The organism is Marivirga harenae (genome assembly GCF_030534335.1).
GTDB lineage: Bacteria > Bacteroidota > Bacteroidia > Cytophagales > Cyclobacteriaceae > Marivirga > Marivirga harenae.
Map to the genome: position 1 here is coordinate 310400 of NZ_CP130565.1, position 19478 is coordinate 329877.

Consider the following 19478-nt stretch of genomic DNA (forward strand, 5'->3'; position numbering starts at 1 on the left):
TAGAAGGATTATGATATTTGGAGAAGATAAACCGTTGGCGGAAAGAATGCGACCTACACGATTGGATGAATTAGTTGGTCAGCAACATTTAGTGGGTGAAAAAGGCGTTTTAAGATTAACAATTGCTCAAGGAAAAGTACCCTCAATGCTCTTCTGGGGACCTCCAGGAGTCGGAAAGACTACCATTGCTAATATTATTGCTAATCAAGTGAAGGCTCCATTCCAGACTTTAAGTGCAATAAGTGCCGGGGTAAAGGATGTACGAGAAGTGATTCAACAGGCATCCCGTTCGGGAAAAATCATCCTATTTATTGATGAAATTCATCGCTTCAACAAGTCTCAGCAAGATGCTCTTTTGGGTGCTGTAGAAAAAGGGGTGATTACTTTAATAGGTGCCACTACAGAAAATCCTTCCTTTGAGGTGAATTCAGCTCTCCTTTCTAGATGTCAAGTTTATACCTTAAAAGCACTCGAATTGGACGATCTAAAAGGGCTAATAAAAACTGCATTAGGGAAAGATGAAAAATTAAAAGAGCTCAATATTGATATTAAAGAATATGAAGCCCTAATTCAGCTGTCAGGTGGTGATGCAAGAAAACTTCTGAACTTATTCGAATTGGTAATCGATGCCTTTGGTCAGAATGAACAAATCGAGATTACTAACGACAAAGTGAAAGAAATTGCACAGAATAGAATGGCAATTTATGATAAATCCGGTGAGCAACACTACGATATCATATCAGCATTCATCAAAAGTATAAGAGGAAGTGACCCAAATGCCGCACTTTACTGGCTAGCAAGAATGATCGAAGGAGGGGAAGATGTGAAATTTATAGCCAGAAGATTATTGATTTCTGCCTCTGAGGATATTGGACTAGCCAACCCAAATGCTCTATTAATTGCTACTAACACTTTTCAAGCCGTTACGATGATTGGGTATCCAGAAGCAGAAATTGTTTTGGCGCAATGTGTAACCTATTTAGCCTGTTCTCCGAAAAGCAACGCTTCCTACCTGGCCATTAAAAAAGCTAAACAATTAGTTCGAGAAACTGGTGATTTACCTGTGCCTTTGCATTTACGAAATGCCCCGACAAAGCTGATGAAAGACATGAATTACGGTAGCGGATATAAGTATTCTCACGACTTTCCTGAAAATTTTGCCTTCCAAGAGTTTATGCCCGATGAGATTAGTAAAAAGACTCTCTACGAGCCTCAGGGCAATGCAAGAGAAAAAGATTTTCGACAAAAGCTACAAAATCTATGGCGAAAAAAGTACAATTATGACTAATCTAAGAATTATGGTATTTTTTTTATTCATTTAATTAGCTACCTTTAATTTTGATATAACTAAGCACAAACTATAACTAAGAAAGCACATGGATCCAAAACTGGAAAAGTGGAAAGAGATTGAATTCAATGTGGATCTACCGCATGCAAAATATGAAGTCTCTAATTACGGTCGGATAAAAAGTTATTCTACACGTGAAACCGGAAAAATCATCAAGGGCTCTAATGTTAATGGCTATCAAGCCATTATGGTTCGATTTGACAAAAGAATTACACAAAGCTATTATGTACACCGTCTGGTTGCTGAATCATTTATCCCAAAAGATAATGACAATCAGGTCTATGTGACTCACTTGGATTACGATAAATCAAATAATCATGTTAGTAATTTAAAATGGGTTTCTGAAAGAGAGCTGGCAGACCACAATAACAAAAATCCAAAAGTTTTAAAGAAAAGAGTTACAGGATATAAATTAACAGAATCTGATGTTAGAGTGATTAAAAAAATGTTGAAAAACGAGAAGACGAGATACAGTCAAATCGCCAGACAGTTTGGAATCACTCATACACAACTGAATAGAATTAGAAAAGGACACAATTGGGGACATGTAACAATTGATGATTAATTAATTATCAATTTCATCTTGAATTAAAAAGCATGCTTACTTTAATTAGGAGCATGCTTTTTTACTTTTACGAGCTATATCTTTATCCTAATCATAAATTTATACTCTGGATTGCAAAAGCTTCAAGCAATACAATTGTTTATCCCGTAATTCTGCGCTAATTTTAAGCCCAAATTGGTATACAAAATGCAAAGAGACAATATTATATTCGACCTTATTAAAAAGGAGCAAAAAAGACAGGAAATCGGTGTGGAATTGATCGCATCTGAGAATTTCACTTCGCCCGAAGTAATGGAAGCAATGGGCAGCGTGTTGACCAATAAATATGCAGAAGGCTTACCAGGTAAAAGATATTACGGTGGATGCGAAGTGGTAGATGAGGTTGAAAATTTGGCCATAGAAAGAGTTAAAGAATTATTTGGTGCTACTTGGGCTAATGTTCAGCCACATTCTGGTGCTCAAGCAAATGCAGCTGTGATGCTAGCTTGTCTGAATCCTGGCGATAAAATATTAGGTTTTGACTTATCCCATGGTGGTCATCTAACACATGGCTCGTCAGTTAATTTTTCTGGTAAATTGTATCAGCCTTCTTTTTATGGCGTAGAGGAAGAAACAGGCTTGATTGACTGGAATAAAGTTGAGGCCACTGCTAAAAAAGAAATGCCGAAAATGATCATTTGCGGTGCCTCTGCATATAGCCGCGAATGGAACTATAAAAAACTAAGGGAAGTTGCCGATGAAGTAGGCGCTATCCTGTTAGCAGATATATCTCATCCTAGCGGTTTAATTGCCAGAGGGCTCTTAGATGATCCTCTGGACTATTGTCATATTGTAACCACGACAACTCATAAAACTTTAAGAGGGCCAAGAGGTGGCTTAATTATGATGCGGGATGATTTTGACAATCCATTTGGATATAAGAATCCTAAAGGTGAATTACGTAAAATGACTCAACTATTGGATTCAGGTGTATTCCCAGGTACGCAAGGAGGACCTTTAGAGCACGTCATAGCTGCCAAGGCTGTTGCATTTGGACAATGTTTGACCGATGATTATTTCAATTATATTCTTCAAGTGAAGAAAAACGCTGAGGTTATGGCTAAAGCGTTTATGGAGCGAGATTATAAAATCATATCAGGTGGAACAGACAACCATTTAATGCTGATCGATTTACGTTCAAAAGGAATTACCGGTAAAATCGCTGAGGCCGTTTTAGGTGAAGCAGATATCACTATCAATAAAAATATGGTACCATTTGATGATAAATCACCATTTGTTACTTCCGGTATGAGAATAGGAACTGCTGCAGTAACATCGAGGGGATTAGTTGAATCTGATATGGGAAGAATTGTGGATTTCATTGATACAGTAATCACTCAGCATGAAGACAAGCAAAAAATTGCACAAGTTAAGAGTGAAATCAATGAATGGATGGTAGAGTTTCCTTTGTTTAAATAAATTATGCCAGCAGATCAACCACAAGCGGAGATGAGCTTTTTAGATCATCTGGAGGCATTTCGATGGCACATCGTTAGGGCCTTATCCGCAGTTGTACTTTTTTCTATCATAGCTTTTGCTTCAAAAGAGTTTGTCTTTGGAACCTTAATTTTGGGCCCTTCAAGACCTGACTTCTGGTTTTACCAAATGGCATGTAATCTGGGGCAAACTGTAGCGAATTCAACTGCTTTTTGCATAGAAGAGCTACCATTCATTATTCAAAGTAGGAAAATGACTGGGCAATTCAGTATGCACATCACATCTTCCATAGTATTGGGTATTATAGTGGCCTTTCCATATTTCTTTTGGGAAATGTGGCGATTTGTGAGTCCAGCATTATATGATAATGAAAAGAAGACAAGCAGAGGCGCTACTTTTTTTGTAAGCTTGCTATTTATGTCTGGAGTTTTGTTCGGATATTATATAGTCGCACCTATTTCTATCAACTTTTTGGCAAATTATCAAGTAGATGCTTCCGTTTTGAATGAATTCGATATTACTTCCTATGTTTCTACTTTAACCATGTTGGTACTAGCATGTGGATTAATGTTTCAGCTGCCTATGGTGATTTTGTTTATGAGTAAGGCTGGGATTATCAATCCACAGATTTTGAAAAAGTATAGAAAAATTGCTATTGTAGTTATTTTAGTAATTAGTGCTTTCATAACTCCACCTGATCCTATAAGTCAATTGCTGATTTCCTTTCCGTTATTGATTTTATATGAGATAAGTATTTATATTTCTGCTATTATCCACAAGAGGAAAGATAAGAAAGAAGCAGATTTAAAGAAATTAGAAGAAAGCTAATAAACACATAGTATGCTATTTGCCAATATACCGGGACTTACAGATTTAAAAGATCAGCTGATAAAGGGTGTTAAAACCGGTAAAATTGCCCATGCACAATTATTTTGGGGAAATCCAGGTACTGCCAACTTACCAATGGCTTTGGCTTATGCAACCTATTTAAATTGCGAAAATCCTAATGAAGATGATGCTTGTGGAGAGTGCAATTCCTGCCATAAAAATGCGAAATTCATTCATCCCGATTTTCAGTTCTCATTTCCAACTGCAGCTAACGACAATATTAAAGGCGATGACTCTAAACTGAGTAATAACTTTATGAAGTATTGGAGATCTTTTCTCCTGAAAGATCCTTTTGCGTCAGTATCAAATTGGATTGATCATATTGGTACAGGAAATAGGCAGTTGAATTTAGCAAAAGACGAAAGCAAAAACATTATCCGAAATTTATCTTTGAAAGCATTTGAAGGAAAATACAAGATTATGCTGATCTGGTTACCAGAATATTTACACCCTTCTGCTGCCAATGCACTTTTGAAAATTATTGAGGAACCTTCTGATAAGACTGTATTTTTATTAGTGTCCAATAATAGAGAAAAACTAATCGGTACAATCATTTCAAGAACTCAAGCCGTGCATGTACCGAATTATTCTGATGAAGAAGTAAAGAGTATTCTGGTCTCCAAATATGAGGTCGCTGAAAATCAAGCAAAGCAACTAGCTCATATTGCCCAGGGTGATTTGCATAAAGCTGTAGAATTGATAGATGACGTTTCAGATGATGCACAACAAGAATTTGAACAATGGATGCGTGAATGTTGGGCTAACGATTACACTAAACTAGTGAGGCGATCAGAAGACTTTCATAAGTGGGGTAAAATGAATCAACAACAATGGCTTGTTCATGCAGAAAATATTTTGAGGGAATCACTAGTAGCACTAATGCAAAGTACTGAATTGATGAGAGTTCCTGACGAACACGAGCAATTTGTTATGAAATTCAGCAAAACCTTAAGCTTAGAAAAAATTGCTCAGATGAATGACATCCTTAATAAGGCCACATACTATTTGGAAAGAAATGCCAGTGCAAAAATGACATTACTAAATGTTTCTCTTCAGCTTTCTGCTATTCTGAGAATGAAATAGTAAACATAGCTTTCGCAAGGCTCTCCATTTTCAACTTGACTCTTTTTACAACAAAAAACCGTTTTCCGCCTTTGACGGCTGAGGTATATTTTGATCATTGATCATTTCCCGCAAATCAATTTCAATTGTTTATGATATGGCCGTAATTGGAACATCATTATAGCTGCCCTCAAAGGGGTTCTCAGAAAAATCACCTATCTTCTCCATAAGAAAGAAAACCCAAATCACTAATGCTGGTAAAATTGGTGACAGCCAATACATCCAGTGTATCATATTCTGAAAGATATCCAACATCCCAAATAAAACTAGAAACGCAAATACAAATGTCAGCCTCAAAGCACTTGATTTAGCATTAAACAGTATAAACTTATACATAAATTTCAATAAATACACAACACAATAAAATTGGAGTTTGACTGTAAATTCTAAACAATCTGCTGCTCAGTGTATTTTTCTTAATAAAATTTCCATAAATTATACAGACAACGTATCGACAGTCATATGCCTAAAATATTTTTTACAATAGCTCTATTTATTTTGTCTTTTTCTGCAGTAGGTCAAATTCTACATTTTGAGAACTTTGCAGTTATTTTAGACACCACTAAGCATATTACAGGAAATATTGTACCTAGTTTCCAATATCAAAACCTAAAAGAAGACCTGATTAAGTTTGAAAATACTGCTGATTTTTCAATTCTTTTTGATCACAATGCCTTCACAATTGCCAATAAGGTAGAATTATCACGCTTTGGTGATGAGACATTTGAAAGCGGTGGCTATTTTTTTATCGAATATAGAAGAATACAAGACACCCTCCCTTTCGCTTTAGAACCCTATTTTCAGGCTCATTGGAACGAAGTAAGAGGGTTGGACAGGAAGTATGCAGCAGGAGCAAACTTTAGGTGGAGAATACTGTATAAAAAAAGTGCTGGAATTTTCGCTGGAATTGGTCCTTTTTATGAGTACGAAAGATGGGATTACAGAGGTGTTCCTGATTCCGAAGTTATTCCCAACCCAGCAAACCCGATCACCAACGAACAAATAAGATTAGGTAGCTACATTAGCTACAAACAAAGAATTTCGGACAAGTTCCTGTTGGATTTAAGTATCTACTACCAAGATAAAATCGAAAACCTTTTTAATGTACCCAGAGCAGGAAGTAGCTCAAGATTAACTTATAAACTAACCAAATATCTGGGCCTAACCCTGCTATATCAAAATACATATGACCCAAGCCCAGTAGTTCCTATTGATAAATTATATCACAATGTGACTTTTAGTTTCAGTATTAATATTTGATTATTAATAAACTATTCCAAAAACCTGAAGTAAATCTTGGTTTTCACCTCTTATTTCTGAAATAACCCTTAAGCCGCTTTCAGATTCTTCGATTTTTACTAAACCATAATTTAGCTTGTTTACTAACTTTCCAATTCGGTGTTGATTGGGTTCTTGTGGTGCATTTTCCCAAACATGAGTTAAGCCACTAGAAGTAACATCAATCAATGGATAATCTAGATCCTCTACCTGTAAACTGGAAATTTCGGAAATATGTCGATCTCCACTTAAAAGTAATGCGCCTTTTGGTTGCTTCTTTTGAATTAAATCAATTAGCTTCTGTCTCTCTTTCGGAAAGTTGGCCCATTTTTCATAATCATGATCTTCTGGGATGAATTGAATACCACTAGCAATTATATAAAGAGAAACTGTCGGATCCGATAATTCCTTTTCCAACCAAGCCCACTGAGCCTCACCTAGAATCGTACCTTTTTCGTTCTTTTGATAAACTCGGTTAACGCGATCCAAATGATCCCTATGATATCGGGCATCCAATAAAATCACTTTAATGGTATGTGATTTCCACTTTAAATTATAGGAAGAGTAAGCCCCTTCTCTTTCTCTTCTAGGATCATCTTGAGATACGTCAAAGAAATCTAAAAATAATTGTTGGCTCTCTTTCTTAAACTCATATTCTTGTCCAGCGTCATTTTTACCGTAATCATGATCATCCCAAACACCAATAATCGGCACTTGTTCTCTCAGGGTTTTGTAATCAATCTGATTTTTCTGCAACTCATATTTCTCTCGCAAGACTGTCATGTCATCTGTATCACCATAAATATTATCCCCCAGAAACATAAAAAGATCTGGACTATGTTCAATTATAGGTTGCCATAAGGGTTGTTCTAAGTTTTGTCGATTACATGAGCCAAAGGCCAAAGTCAATGTGTTTTTGGAGTCGAATTCAAAAGTTTGATCCTGAGCAAAAACGGAAGTGATGGTAAAAAGAGAAATCAAAAATGATAAAGTAAATCTTGGCATAGTTTCTTCGTTTGTCGATTAATCGCAAATTTATTGCATTAATCAACAATGACAGCTATTAAAGATTAAATTTTTGCTAATTTCTATTAAGAATTGATATTATTCGCAGCGCTATGCAGATAAAGGAAAACTGAATCTATTGAGCCACAATTTTAAACACTGTATTGATACGCTCAGAATTATAAAGATTTAAGGCTTGCTGCAGTCTTCTTGTAGCCAGTCGGTAATCTTGGTTGTGTATTGCAATCAGCCCCTGATTGAAATACTGTAATGCGCTTAATTGTCTCAAACTTATCTCTTTATAAATAGTCTTCGAATTTGGTTGACCGTAGCTATTAGCTCCTACCGATTGCTGTTGATTCATCAAAGCAGAATTAGTATCCGGTAAAAAATCTTTTTTAAAATCCTGAACCTCTTCTTCATCAGAAATCCAACCGTTTCCCGGGTCGGTGGTTTCTAAAACATATTCTTGCTCACCTATTTCTGCAATTATAAAAACGTGATAGTCTGTTTCGATTATCTTGTGGGTAATATCAAAATACTTTAACAAGATAGAATAAGTGATACTCGCTGATACGCAATCGTAATCCCCAGTTTCCAATAAATTATTGAAAGTAGTTCCTTTTTTATATTCTTTAAGAAGTTTTTGATGTGTTTTGTAAAACAAATACTCCAAAAAGTACTCGTTATCTGCTTTTGATTTGCTCTCTAACTTTCTAATTAATCTATTCCAAGCATTATGATTTTCAAATTTATCAACTGACGCAATAAATGTAATGTCATTCAAAAGCTCTTTGTTCTTTGGGTCAAAATTTTGAGCTTTTATATGAAGTGTGCTTAAGAGAATTAAAACAAGCCCTCCTGAAATATAATTTAAAATATGCCGATATGGTGTTAAAACTGTTTTCAATATTACCTTAATGTTAACATACAACGATTTAGCATTATATAAAGTTAACAATTTATTAATAAATATAATAAATAGATAATATAAAATTTCTCTTAAGCAGTTTTTTAATTGGCTGACTTATAGTTTTTTATACTAAACAAATCAGTTTAAAGCTCATTAACGTGTTCTAAATAGTAATCTGCTTGTTCTAATAATTTATGTTTCTCTTGATCGGATTTTTTATCCCAGGTCCTGTACATCATCGAAACTCGCTGGTTTTTTTTCAGTTTATCCCTGTGTGTATTATAGAAGTTCCAGTAGAGACTATTAAAAGGACAAGCTTTTTCTCCTACTTTCTTCTTGTGGTCATAGAAACAATTGGAGCAATAATTACTCATTTTATGCATATAATTAGCACTAGCAAGATAGGGTTTAGAGCCTACGATTCCTCCATCTGCAAATTGGCTCATTCCTCTTGTGTTGGTTATTTCTACCCATTCTATTGCATCAATATAAATTCCCAGATACCATTTATCCACCTCAGCAGGATTAGTCATGTTTAGTAATGCAAAGTTTCCAGTCACCATCAAGCGTTGGATATGATGAGCGTATGCATCAGATAAAGATTGTTTTATAGACTTCTCCATACACTTCATTTTGGTCTCCCCCGTCCAGTAGAAATCTGGTAGTTTTCTATCATGCTCGAAGAAATTCTTTTCTGCATAATCAGGCATCTTTGCCCAATAGATCCCTCTCATATATTCTCTCCATCCAATCACCTGTCGAATGTAGCCTTCCACCTGAGCGATGTTTATTTTATCCTGATTATCTTCCCATTCTTCAACGACTTTATCAACCAATTCCTTCGGTGAAATTAATTTTGAATTAAGGGCAAATGAAACTCTTGAATGAAACAAGAATTTCTGTTCTGTGTGCATGGCATCCTGATAAGTTCCAAAATTCTGCAACAGTTCACGGCAAAAATAGCGAGTAAATTGGAGAGCCTCCTTCCTATTTATAGGCCAATGAAAATTTTCGGCATCGATCTTACCTATAGTTTTGATTCCCGAATCCTCTATTTCTGACAGGACATCAGCAACATACGTTTTATAGCTGTATGCAGGAGGAATTGGAACATCCCCCTTATATTTATTTCTATTTTCTTGGTCAAAATTCCACTTCCCTCCAACTGGCTCTTTTCCATCCATGAGAATATCGTGCTCTTTTCTCATCTGCCGGTAGAAATTCTCCATTAAGAATTGTTTTTTACCTTCAAAAAATTCAGCAATATCACTTCTTTTCGTTAAAAAATGTTCCGAATCTACCGCAGCGGAAGAAATTGAAAGTTCCGTGCACAGGTCTTGCAACTGTTGGTCCAACCTATATTCATCGGGCAATTGGTATTCAAAATGTTCTATATTATTTTCCTGTATTATTCGATTAATGTTTTCTACTAGTGATTGTTTATTATTGCTATCAGATATTTTCAAATAGAGAAAATTATGACCTTTCTCTTCTAAAGAGATCTTAAAACTTCTCATAGCTGAAAAGAAAGCAACTACTTTTTGAATGTGATGAGTAACATAATCCGTTTCCTGGCGCATTTCCATCATCACATATAATACTTTGTCATTGACATCCGAAAACCAGGAATGTCTTTCATTAAGTTGATCTCCCAATACTAATCTTAAAGTCTTTTTCATAACTGCAATTTCATAATCAACTATGATTAAAATCAATTGTTAAAAGGTATCACTCCTAAATAATAAATTTCCTTTATCCTTAGTGCGAAGAAAGCCGTCATCTCTAACTTTGATTATTGTAATAGTAAAATCTCACTGCTCAGTTCAACAATCAATAAAAAACTAAGATGAATTATCAAAAACAGCAAAATGAGAAAGTAGGTCAAATAGTATTACGTAATGATTAATAAAATAAATGATTAATAACAGTTCGATATACACTGCGTATTCTTTAGGTATTGTTTTTTATTTCTAAATTTACACTAGTATAAAATTAAGAGAATTTATGAGAAAGCTATTAATCGTCCTCGGTAGTATAATTGCACTTTTCGTGTTGACCATTATATTGGTTCCAGTTCTATTTAAGGATCGAATAGTTTCGGCTGTTCAGACGGAAATTGATAACTCGGTCAATGCTAATGTGAATTTTGAACTGTCAAAAATCAGTATTTCTTTACTCTCTAACTTTCCCGATCTAACGCTAGGTGTACGTGATTTTTCCATTACTGGCAAAGAAACATTTGAAGGGGATACACTTTTTTCCGCCAAGGATTTCGCTGTAGAAATGGATATAGTTGCTATTATAAAAGGAGAACCCTTAAATATTAAGGGGATTATGCTTGATCAACCCTTAATCAATATTCTAGTATTAGAAGATGGTTCGGCAAACTATGATATTACCTATCCTTCAGAAAACGAAGAAACTGAAGCGCCTTCTACTTCTCAAGAGGAGTTTAAATTTGGAATTGATCATTGGGAAATTAAGAATGGTAGAATCAACTATTATGATCAAATGTATGAAGTGGCTATTTCACTAACGGGAGTCGATCACACTGGAAATGGTGATTTTACGCAATCTGTTTTTGATATGCAAACCAAAACTACAGCCGAAGATTTTTCTTTTGCTTATGGTGGCGATGTTTTTGTAGCACATAAAACCTTAGAAGCAGATTTATTTCTAGGGATGGATATGGAAAATATGAAATTTACTTTTAAGGATGCTAAGGCAACCTTAAACGATTTCCACCTGAATTTTGATGGTTATTTCGCAATGCCCACCGATGATTATGATATGGATATCAATTTTGCTACTACTGATACCGAATTTAAAAATGTACTTTCTTTAGTGCCCGGAATGTATGCTGACGGTTTTGACGATTTAGAAACAAAAGGTGAATTTGATTTTTCAGGTTATATCAAAGGAATTTATAGTGATACCAAAATGCCCGGATTTGCTGTGGACTTAGTAGTGAGAGATGCATTTGTAAAGGCACCCGATGTTCCGCTTCCGATAGAGAAAATAGCAATGGAATTGCATGCAAAATCTGAATCAGGCGATTTAAAGGATGGATTTTTAGAATTGAAAAATTTTGGGCTGACTATCGATAAAGACCGATTTACCGCACAGGCCGTGGTCAATAATTTTGATTCCCCGATTTGGGAATTAAGTATGCAAGGAGGTTTAAATTTAGATATCATTTCTAAAATAGAACCCTCTGAAGATTTCAAAATGGGCGGAATCATAAAAGCCGATATTAACTCTAAAGGTTCTTATGTAGATGTAGAGCAAGAGAATTATGATAAACTGATCACCACGGGTAATCTTGTCATGCAAAATTTTTCCTATGCTGAAAAAGATGCTCCAGATTTTACAATTACGAACGCCACTATGGATTTTAATCCACAATCCATCAATCTCACTGCTTTAACAGGAAACTACGGGAAAAGCGATTTTACTTTGAATGGAAGCGTTAGTAATTACATCGCCTATGCAATTGACGAGAATGCAATCATCCAGGGTAATATGAAATTGACCTCTAACCTATTGGATATCAACGAAATGATGGGCGTATCAGAAGAAGACACAACAGAAAGCTCGGAAGATTCAACAGCAATGGAAGTCGTGGTGATTCCTAAAACTATAGATTTTACTTTCGATGCCACTGCACAAACTATCAAGTATGATAATTTTGTAATGAAAAATGCAGTTGGTCAAATTCAGGTAAAAGACGGAATCTTAACATTAGACCCTATGAAAGTAGATATGTTAGGAGGTTCTATTAAAATGGCTGGGGTTTATAATAGTCAAGACGAATATGAGCCAAAATTCAATTTCAGACTAGATATTTCTCAAATTAGCATTCCCGAAACATTCAAAAATGTAGTGACAGTACAAAAATTTGTACCAATTGCTGAGAAAATGGAGGGTAAATTTAGTACAGACTTCACTATTGGCGGTTTGCTGACTCAAGAAATGATTCCTGATTTAGCAAGCCTGAGTGGTGGCGGATTGATCAAAATTGCAGAGGCAGCAGTAAAAGATTCGAAAGTCATCAAAGGAGTGACTTCTCTTTCAAAACTGGATAATACCAATGAAGTCAAAATCAAAGACATGAAAGTTCAAGCTGAAATTAAAGACGGTAGATTAAGTGTAAAACCATTTGATGTTAATATGGGGAAATACAAGGCCACCATTGACGGAAGTACAGGATTAGCAGGAGATATTGCCTATAACTTAAAAGTGAATGTACCAACAGGTAGTATAGGAAAGGCAGCCAATACTGCTATTTCCAATTTATTAGGAAGCAATATAGAAGCTGTTGGGAGTTCTGTCAATCTAAATTTCAATATAGGTGGCACCTATACCGACCCACGTGTACAGTTAGGTAAAACCACAACTGAAGGAGGCAGCTCAGTTGCCTCTTCTGTAAAGGAGCAAGCAGTTGATAAACTAAATGAGGAGAAAGAAAAACTGAAGGCTGAAGTAGAGGAGAAAGCTCAGGCTGTGAAAGATAGTGCAAAAGCAGAATTGGAGAGAAAGAAAAAGCAAGCTGAAGAAGAGGCAAAGAAAAAAGCTGAAGAAGAAAAAGAAAAATTGAAGAAGAAAGCCAAGAACAAATTGAAAGATATGTTTGGTGATGGTCGCTAACAGCTAGCAATTCGTTAAAATATGTATCTGAGCAGGAATTTCTAAATTCCTGCTTTTTTTATTTCAGTGTAATATTGCTTAATAAAAGATTTAAAATAAGGTCAATATCATACTATTTGATGTATAAGAATCTTTATGCCAATTGCTTAAGTTCCTGAACCACTTTTAGCCACAAAATACAACTAAGATCTAATTCTGCAAATGGTAGATGGATTCAAAAGAAGCTATTACTTTGGAAGGAAGGCGGATGGAGTAAAAAGGTAATTCAGTGACAACAAGCAAGGAAAGTATAGAAAACTGCGGATAACGTTTTTGCTAATATTTAATTGGATAATAAGGAATCTCTAGAACCAAAAGTCATTTTTCAATCGTAAACAAATTATTTTGCAGAAGCCATGAATTCTGAGTACCTTAATTAAAAAGGGAAACCCACTTTAGGACGGGCCAAAACCCTAATCTATCCGTTTTACACTGTATTCTGCTATATTTAGGATATGAATGATTTTTATTATTCTTTTAAAAAATCCAAAATGTTGCTCTAAACTTATTTAAGCATAATTTCAATATCGAATTCTTGCTTATATGAAATGATAAAATTCTAAGGTTTCCAAGAACTAAGTCACTGAAAGAAAAGAAAGTTCTATCAGCTTTTATTATCACCAGTTAGTCAATGACTAATCACTTCTAAAACCAACAAGCTAAAAATCAACATTCTAACTCACTAAATACACAAAATACTGTATCAGAAAAATGCTTTCTATCTAAACAAAATATTTTAAAAACGTAAGGGAGAATACAAGCTAAAATTTCATAGCAATTGGTAAGTCAAACTGAAATATTTACCTAATTTTAGCTTTTTAATTTTTACAGTTTAAATATTACAAATATGCCAACAGCAATTTATAAGGTACCTATTCCGAAGAACGAACCGGTAAACAGTTATGCACCTGGAACTCCCCAAAGAGCTTCTTTACAAGCCAAAATCAAAGAATTGAGAGCTCAAGAAGTAGACGTTCCAATGTATATTGGTGCTGAAGAGGTAAGAACTGGAAAAACACATCCTCTGAATCCTCCTCATGATCATCAGCATAAATTAGGACAGTTCCATGAAGGTGATGGCAGTCATGTTGAGCAAGCAATCAAAGCTGCTTTAGCTGCCAAGCAAGATTGGGCGGATTTACCGTGGCAACAAAGAGCGTCAGTTTTCTTAAAGGCCGCTGATTTGATATCAGGCCCTTACCGAGATAAAATTAATGCTGCTACCATGTTGGCACAGTCAAAAAATGCTTACCAAGCTGAAATAGATTCGGCATGTGAACTGGCTGATTTCTTAAGGTTCAATGTGAAGTACATGACCGAAATATATGAAGAACAGCCTTTTTCACCTGATGGCGTTTGGAATAAAATGGAATACAGACCTTTAGAAGGATTTGTGTTTGCATTAACTCCATTCAACTTTACGGCAATTGCGGGTAATCTACCTTCGAGTGCAGCACTTATGGGGAATACTGTAGTATGGAAACCCGCTTATTCTCAAATCTATTCTGCTAATGTAGTAATGGAAATTTTCCGAGAAGCTGGTGTACCAGATGGTGTCATCAACTTAATTTATGTAGACGGCCCTACTACCGGAGAAAAGATTTTCAAGCATCCTGACTTCGCTGGAATTCACTTCACAGGAAGTACTGGCGTATTCCAAAATATCTGGAAAACTATAGGGGAAAACATTGAAACCTACAAATCATACCCAAGAATAGTAGGCGAAACTGGTGGTAAGGATTTCATCTTAGCACATAAAACAGCTGATGCCAAACAAGTAGCGACTGCCATAACAAGAGGAGCATTTGAATTCCAAGGGCAGAAATGTTCTGCTGCTTCAAGAGTCTATGTTGCCAACAATATTTGGGATGAAGTAAAAGAAAACTTGGTTGCTGATATCAAAGATATCAAGATGGGTGGCCCTGAAGACTTTGAAAACTTCTTCAATGCAGTAATTGACAGAAAGGCGTTTGATAAAATCAAAGGATATATTGAAACAGCAAAAGAAAGCAATGTTGCAGAAGTAATTGCAGGTGGAGAATGTGATGATTCTAAAGGGTACTTTATTCAACCCACTGTCATCGTTACTAAAGACCCTCAGTTTGTAACTATGCAAGAAGAAATTTTCGGCCCAGTAGTAACAATCTATGTGTACGATGCGGAAAATTTTGAAGAAACATTAACTCTAGTTGATGAGACTTCTCCTTACGCATTGACAGGCGCGATTTTCAGTAATGACCGGTATATCATAGAAAGAGCGACAAAACGCTTAAGCCAAGCTGCTGGTAATTTCTATATAAACGATAAACCAACGGGCGCAGTGGTAAATCAAAATCCATTTGGAGGTGCTAGAAAATCAGGTACTAATGATAAAGCAGGTTCAAAACTGAACTTACTGCGTTGGTGCTCTGCGAGAATGGTAAAAGAAACATTTGTCACTCCTACCGATTACAAATATCCTTTCATGGGAGAATAATCGGAGAAAATCAAGATTTAAAGCCTTCGGAAGTGATTTCGAAGGCTTTTTTTTATTCTAAATCCTGAAGATTTCAACACTTACTTCATAGAAACCATTGAAAATACCAAGCAAGATGGGAAACTGGATAACCTCCTCAACTTACTACAAAAAAGGGCTTAGAAATTTAACAATAGGCAGAACAATTAGATGTAATATTTGTATTATATTCGCAATTAAATTAAAAAATAATTCAATCTAAAACAATCGACTTATGATGAAAAGACTTATGATCGGGTCTTTGTGTTTATTGATGGCCTACGGCTCAATGGCGCAAAAAAAGGAAATCGAGTTTACTGAATTCGATTTAGACAATGGAATGCATGTGATTTTACATCAAGATAATTCCACTCCAATAGTGGTAGTTTCAGTAATGTACCATGTAGGTTCCAAAAATGAAAACCCTGAAAGAACAGGTTTTGCTCACTTCTTTGAGCACTTATTATTTGAAGGGTCAAAAAATATTGAAAGAGGTCAATTTGACAAATATATCACCAATGCTGGTGGTGTTAACAATGCCAATACGTCAAATGACAGAACTTACTATTATGAAATCTTACCATCAAATCAATTAAAACTAGGTTTATGGTTAGAATCTGAAAGATTAATGCACGCGCAAATACAAGATATAGGTGTGGAAACACAACGCGAAGTTGTAAAAGAAGAGAAGAGACAAAGGTATGACAACCAGCCTTATGGGACTATCTTACCTGAAATCATGAAAAGAGCATATACTGAGCATCCTTATAGATGGACGCCAATCGGCTCTTTGGAGCATTTAAATGCTGCGTCTTTGGATGAGTTTGTAGAATTTTACGAAACTTTCTATGTTCCTGAGAATGCGACTTTATCTATAGCTGGAGATATTGAAATTGATGAGGCCAAAAAATTAGTGAAAGACTATTTTGGTCCTATTGAAAAAGGTGGAAAAGAAATACCAAGACCAGACATAGTGGAGCCGGAACAAAAAGTAGAAGTTCGAGATACTATTTATGACAACATTCAATTGCCTGCTGTAATTCAAGCATACCATATGCCAGCACAAGGCACCGAAGATTCATATGCGTTGGAAATGTTGAGCACGGCACTTTCCGGTGGTCAATCAGCCAGAATGTACAAGTCTTTGGTTGATGAACAACAAAAAGCACTACAAGTTGCCGCTATCCCATTTTCATCCGAAGATCCCGGATTGTATCTCCTTTTCGGATTACCTACAATAGGTGGTGATTTGAAAGAATTGGAAAATGCAATGGATGCAGAAATCCAAAAAGTACAAGAGGAACTTATTTCTGACCAAGAATTTGAAAAAATCAGAAACCAAAAGGAAAATGATTTTATTTCTGGTAACAGTACCATGGCCGGAATTGCAGAGAGTTTAGCAAACTATCATGTTTATTATGGCGATGCTGACTTAATCAATAAAGAGATAGATCGATATATGAAAGTTACTAAAGAAGATATTAGAAGAGTAGCTCAAGAGTATCTCACTGAAGATAATAGAGTAGTACTTTATTACTTACCAAAATCTCAACAAAATCAATAATTCGATTCACGAAATAATTTTAGAAAAATGGTTAAAAAGATATATTTAAGTTTCGTTTTCGCTCTGATGGCAAGTTTTGCATTTGCCCAAGTGGACAGAACAACTGCTCCGGAACCTACACCGGCAAAGGAAATTAATATAGGTGAGCCTACTACTTTCACTTTGAAAAATGGTTTAAAAGTATTTGTGGTGGAAAATCACAAATTGCCAAGAGTGGCATTTTCTTTAACTTTTGATAGAGATCCCGTATTGGAAGGAGATAAAGCTGGCTACGTGAGCATGGCAGGTCAAATGTTGATGAAAGGAACTGAGAATCGTACTAAAGCAGAATTAGATCAAGATATTGACTTCATAGGAGCTAACATCAATACTTATTCAACTGGAATGTTTGCAACCTCACTAACTAAACATCAAGATAAATTGATGGAGTTAATGACAGATGTATTGTTCAACCCAGCATTCCCTGAGGACGAATTGGATAAATTAAAAAAGCAGACTTTATCCGGCTTAGCGGCTTCCAAAGATGATCCTAACGCAATCGCTTCAAATGTAAGAGGAAAATTGGTTTATGGTGATAATCATCCATATGGAGAGTTTGAAACTGAAGAGTCAGTAGAGAATATAACTTTAGCGGAAATTAAGGCCTATTATGACAGTTATTTCAGACCTAACATAGGTTATTTGGCGATTGTCGGAGATATTACTCCTAAAGAAGCCAAGAAGCTAATCAAGAAGAATTTTGAGAAATGGGAGAAAGGTAATGTTCCGACTGCTGAATACGAAATCCCTAGTCCTCCGGAAGAAACTTTAGTTGCTCTTGTGGACAGAGAAGCTTCTGTTCAGTCTGTAGTAAATGTAACCTACCCTGTTGAATTAACAATTGGTGACGAGGATGTTATTGTTGCTAGAGTTTTAAATCAAATCCTAGGCGGTGGCTTCTCTTCAAGATTAATGCAAAATTTAAGAGAGGACAAGGCCTTTACTTATGGAGCAAGATCTTCTTTAAGCGCAGATGAATTTGTTGGTAGTTTTACTGCAAGTGCAAGCGTTCGGAATGAGGTAACTGATAGTGCTGTAAACGAATTTATGGCTGAGTTAACGAAAATAAATGAAGAAGGTGTTACCCAAGAAGAGCTAGATGCTGCCAAAGCTTCTATTGCAGGTAGTTTTGCTCGATCGTTGGAAAGTCCACAAACAGTGGCATCATTTGCTATCAATACTGCTCGATATAATTTGCCAAAAGACTATTATGCGAATTATTTGAAAAATCTTGAGGCGGTAACTTTAGAAGACGTTAAAGCAGCAGCACAAAAATACATTTTACCAAATAATGCCAATATTTTGGTAGTGGGTAAAGGAGAAGATGTAGCAAAAAGCTTATCCCGATTTGGTGAGCTGAAATATTACAATCGAAAAGGAGAAGAATATGATCCGAATGATAAAAGCGCTATGCCTGCTGATCTAACAGCTGAAAAAGTATTGGAAAAGTATTTTGAAGCCCTAGGTGGCAAAGCGAAATTAGAGGCTGTTAAGTCAATGAAAACTTCTTATAATGCAAGTGTTCAAGGTCAAAACATTAGCATTAACGAAGTAAAAGATAATAGTAATTATAAGCAAGAAGTTGCAATGGGCCCAATGGTTCTCAGCAAAGTTTTGGTAAATGATGAAGGCGTAAAGGTATTTCAACAAGGTCAAGAAGTTCCTTTACCAGAGCAAGCTAAGGCAGGAGTAAAAGCAGGAGCAAAGATTTTCCCAGAACTACACTATTCTGAAATGGGTGCTACGCTTGAACTAAAAAATGTAGAAGAAATAAACGGAAAGCCTGCTTATGGCGTGGCTGTTACTATGCCTTCAGGTCAAACAAGTACTTCCTATTTCGATGCTGAATCAGGGTTAAAAGTAAAAACTTCTTCAGCTCAGGCTTCTGAGGAAATTAAAAGCTATAAAGAGGTAGATGGAATTATGATTCCTGAAAAAAGAGCTATTAATCAAGGCTTCCAAATGAATGCTGATTTGCAGTCAGCTGAATTAAATATCGAGATTAAAGAGGATACTTTTCAGTAATTAAAATAATAAGTTTTTAAAAAAGCTCGAATAAAGGAATGATTTATTCGGGCTTTTTTTTTCAGAACTCATTGG

Annotated in this window: 14 protein-coding genes; 10 read left to right on the top strand and 4 right to left on the bottom strand. The window is 35.6% G+C overall.

Annotated elements, in window-relative coordinates; all coding sequences use genetic code 11:
* The first annotated feature begins 10 nt into the window (after positions 1 to 10).
* The 5 genes from Q3Y49_RS01395 (at position 11) to Q3Y49_RS01415 (ending at position 5360) form a co-directional block, all read left to right on the top strand.
* Positions 11 to 1288 (top strand): replication-associated recombination protein A, encoded by a 1278-nt coding sequence (locus Q3Y49_RS01395; RefSeq protein ID WP_303272084.1) that lies wholly within the window; start codon positions 11 to 13, stop codon positions 1286 to 1288.
* Positions 1289 to 1376: 88 nt separating this feature from the next.
* On the top strand, positions 1377 to 1913 hold the full coding sequence (locus tag Q3Y49_RS01400; protein ID WP_303270425.1) for an NUMOD4 domain-containing protein: 537 nt from the start codon (positions 1377 to 1379) through the stop codon (positions 1911 to 1913).
* A 186-nt stretch (positions 1914 to 2099) separates the two neighbouring features.
* Positions 2100 to 3371: a serine hydroxymethyltransferase gene (glyA, locus tag Q3Y49_RS01405; RefSeq protein ID WP_303270426.1), complete on the top strand. Its 1272-nt coding sequence runs from the start codon at positions 2100 to 2102 to the stop codon at positions 3369 to 3371.
* A gap of 3 nt (positions 3372 to 3374) precedes the next feature.
* Positions 3375 to 4217 (top strand): twin-arginine translocase subunit TatC, encoded by an 843-nt coding sequence (gene tatC, locus Q3Y49_RS01410; protein ID WP_303270427.1) that lies wholly within the window; start codon positions 3375 to 3377, stop codon positions 4215 to 4217.
* 12 nt (positions 4218 to 4229) lie between these two features.
* The gene (locus Q3Y49_RS01415) at positions 4230 to 5360 is read left to right on the top strand and encodes a DNA polymerase III subunit (RefSeq protein WP_303270428.1); all 1131 of its coding nucleotides are present in this window, start codon (positions 4230 to 4232) and stop codon (positions 5358 to 5360) included.
* Between the two features lie 129 nt (positions 5361 to 5489).
* Here Q3Y49_RS01415 and Q3Y49_RS01420 read toward each other — a convergent pair whose 3' ends face one another.
* On the bottom strand, positions 5490 to 5735 hold the full coding sequence (locus Q3Y49_RS01420) for a hypothetical protein (protein WP_303270429.1): 246 nt from the start codon (positions 5733 to 5735) through the stop codon (positions 5490 to 5492).
* 126 nt (positions 5736 to 5861) lie between these two features.
* On the opposite strand from Q3Y49_RS01420, the gene Q3Y49_RS01425 reads away from it, so the two are divergent.
* A complete protein-coding gene (locus Q3Y49_RS01425; RefSeq protein WP_303270430.1) occupies positions 5862 to 6659 on the top strand; it encodes a DUF481 domain-containing protein in 798 nt (265 codons plus the stop codon).
* A gap of 3 nt (positions 6660 to 6662) precedes the next feature.
* Here the strand turns inward: Q3Y49_RS01425 and Q3Y49_RS01430 are convergent, their stop codons facing one another.
* The 3 genes from Q3Y49_RS01430 to Q3Y49_RS01440 all read right to left on the bottom strand — a co-directional run bounded on the left by Q3Y49_RS01430 (position 6663) and on the right by Q3Y49_RS01440 (position 10274).
* Positions 6663 to 7682, bottom strand: a complete 1020-nt coding sequence (locus tag Q3Y49_RS01430) for an alkaline phosphatase D family protein (protein ID WP_303270431.1) — start codon at positions 7680 to 7682, stop codon at positions 6663 to 6665.
* Between the two features lie 136 nt (positions 7683 to 7818).
* Positions 7819 to 8592: a hypothetical protein gene (locus Q3Y49_RS01435; RefSeq protein WP_303270432.1), complete on the bottom strand. Its 774-nt coding sequence runs from the start codon at positions 8590 to 8592 to the stop codon at positions 7819 to 7821.
* A gap of 146 nt (positions 8593 to 8738) precedes the next feature.
* Complete coding sequence (locus Q3Y49_RS01440) at positions 8739 to 10274, bottom strand: cryptochrome/photolyase family protein (RefSeq protein WP_303270433.1); 1536 nt, start codon at positions 10272 to 10274, stop codon at positions 8739 to 8741.
* Positions 10275 to 10599: 325 nt separating this feature from the next.
* Here Q3Y49_RS01440 and Q3Y49_RS01445 point away from each other — a divergent pair, with 325 nt between their 5' ends.
* The 4 genes from Q3Y49_RS01445 to Q3Y49_RS01460 all read left to right on the top strand — a co-directional run bounded on the left by Q3Y49_RS01445 (position 10600) and on the right by Q3Y49_RS01460 (position 19403).
* Positions 10600 to 13242, top strand: coding sequence for an AsmA family protein (locus tag Q3Y49_RS01445; protein ID WP_303270434.1), 2643 nt, complete (start codon positions 10600 to 10602; stop codon positions 13240 to 13242).
* Positions 13243 to 14128: 886 nt separating this feature from the next.
* On the top strand, positions 14129 to 15757 hold the full coding sequence (gene pruA / locus Q3Y49_RS01450) for an L-glutamate gamma-semialdehyde dehydrogenase (RefSeq protein ID WP_303270435.1): 1629 nt from the start codon (positions 14129 to 14131) through the stop codon (positions 15755 to 15757).
* A gap of 253 nt (positions 15758 to 16010) precedes the next feature.
* Positions 16011 to 17339, top strand: a complete 1329-nt coding sequence (locus Q3Y49_RS01455; protein ID WP_303270436.1) for a M16 family metallopeptidase — start codon at positions 16011 to 16013, stop codon at positions 17337 to 17339.
* Positions 17340 to 17366: 27 nt separating this feature from the next.
* On the top strand, positions 17367 to 19403 hold the full coding sequence (locus tag Q3Y49_RS01460) for a M16 family metallopeptidase (protein WP_303270437.1): 2037 nt from the start codon (positions 17367 to 17369) through the stop codon (positions 19401 to 19403).
* The last annotated feature ends 75 nt before the right edge of the window (positions 19404 to 19478 follow it).

Excerpts from the sequence above, each read along its gene's own strand:
- Q3Y49_RS01395 (WP_303272084.1), top strand. The coding sequence starts at position 11 with ATGATATTTGGAGAAGATAAACCGTTGGCGGAAAGAATGCGACCTACA.
- Q3Y49_RS01400 (WP_303270425.1), top strand. The coding sequence starts at position 1,377 with ATGGATCCAAAACTGGAAAAGTGGAAAGAGATTGAATTCAATGTGGAT.
- glyA (WP_303270426.1), top strand. The coding sequence starts at position 2,100 with ATGCAAAGAGACAATATTATATTCGACCTTATTAAAAAGGAGCAAAAA.
- tatC (WP_303270427.1), top strand. The coding sequence starts at position 3,375 with ATGCCAGCAGATCAACCACAAGCGGAGATGAGCTTTTTAGATCATCTG.
- Q3Y49_RS01415 (WP_303270428.1), top strand. The coding sequence starts at position 4,230 with ATGCTATTTGCCAATATACCGGGACTTACAGATTTAAAAGATCAGCTG.
- Q3Y49_RS01420 (WP_303270429.1), bottom strand. The coding sequence starts at position 5,735 with ATGTATAAGTTTATACTGTTTAATGCTAAATCAAGTGCTTTGAGGCTG.
- Q3Y49_RS01425 (WP_303270430.1), top strand. The coding sequence starts at position 5,862 with ATGCCTAAAATATTTTTTACAATAGCTCTATTTATTTTGTCTTTTTCT.
- Q3Y49_RS01430 (WP_303270431.1), bottom strand. The coding sequence starts at position 7,682 with ATGCCAAGATTTACTTTATCATTTTTGATTTCTCTTTTTACCATCACT.
- Q3Y49_RS01440 (WP_303270433.1), bottom strand. The coding sequence starts at position 10,274 with ATGAAAAAGACTTTAAGATTAGTATTGGGAGATCAACTTAATGAAAGA.
- Q3Y49_RS01445 (WP_303270434.1), top strand. The coding sequence starts at position 10,600 with ATGAGAAAGCTATTAATCGTCCTCGGTAGTATAATTGCACTTTTCGTG.
- pruA (WP_303270435.1), top strand. The coding sequence starts at position 14,129 with ATGCCAACAGCAATTTATAAGGTACCTATTCCGAAGAACGAACCGGTA.
- Q3Y49_RS01455 (WP_303270436.1), top strand. The coding sequence starts at position 16,011 with ATGATGAAAAGACTTATGATCGGGTCTTTGTGTTTATTGATGGCCTAC.
- Q3Y49_RS01460 (WP_303270437.1), top strand. The coding sequence starts at position 17,367 with ATGGTTAAAAAGATATATTTAAGTTTCGTTTTCGCTCTGATGGCAAGT.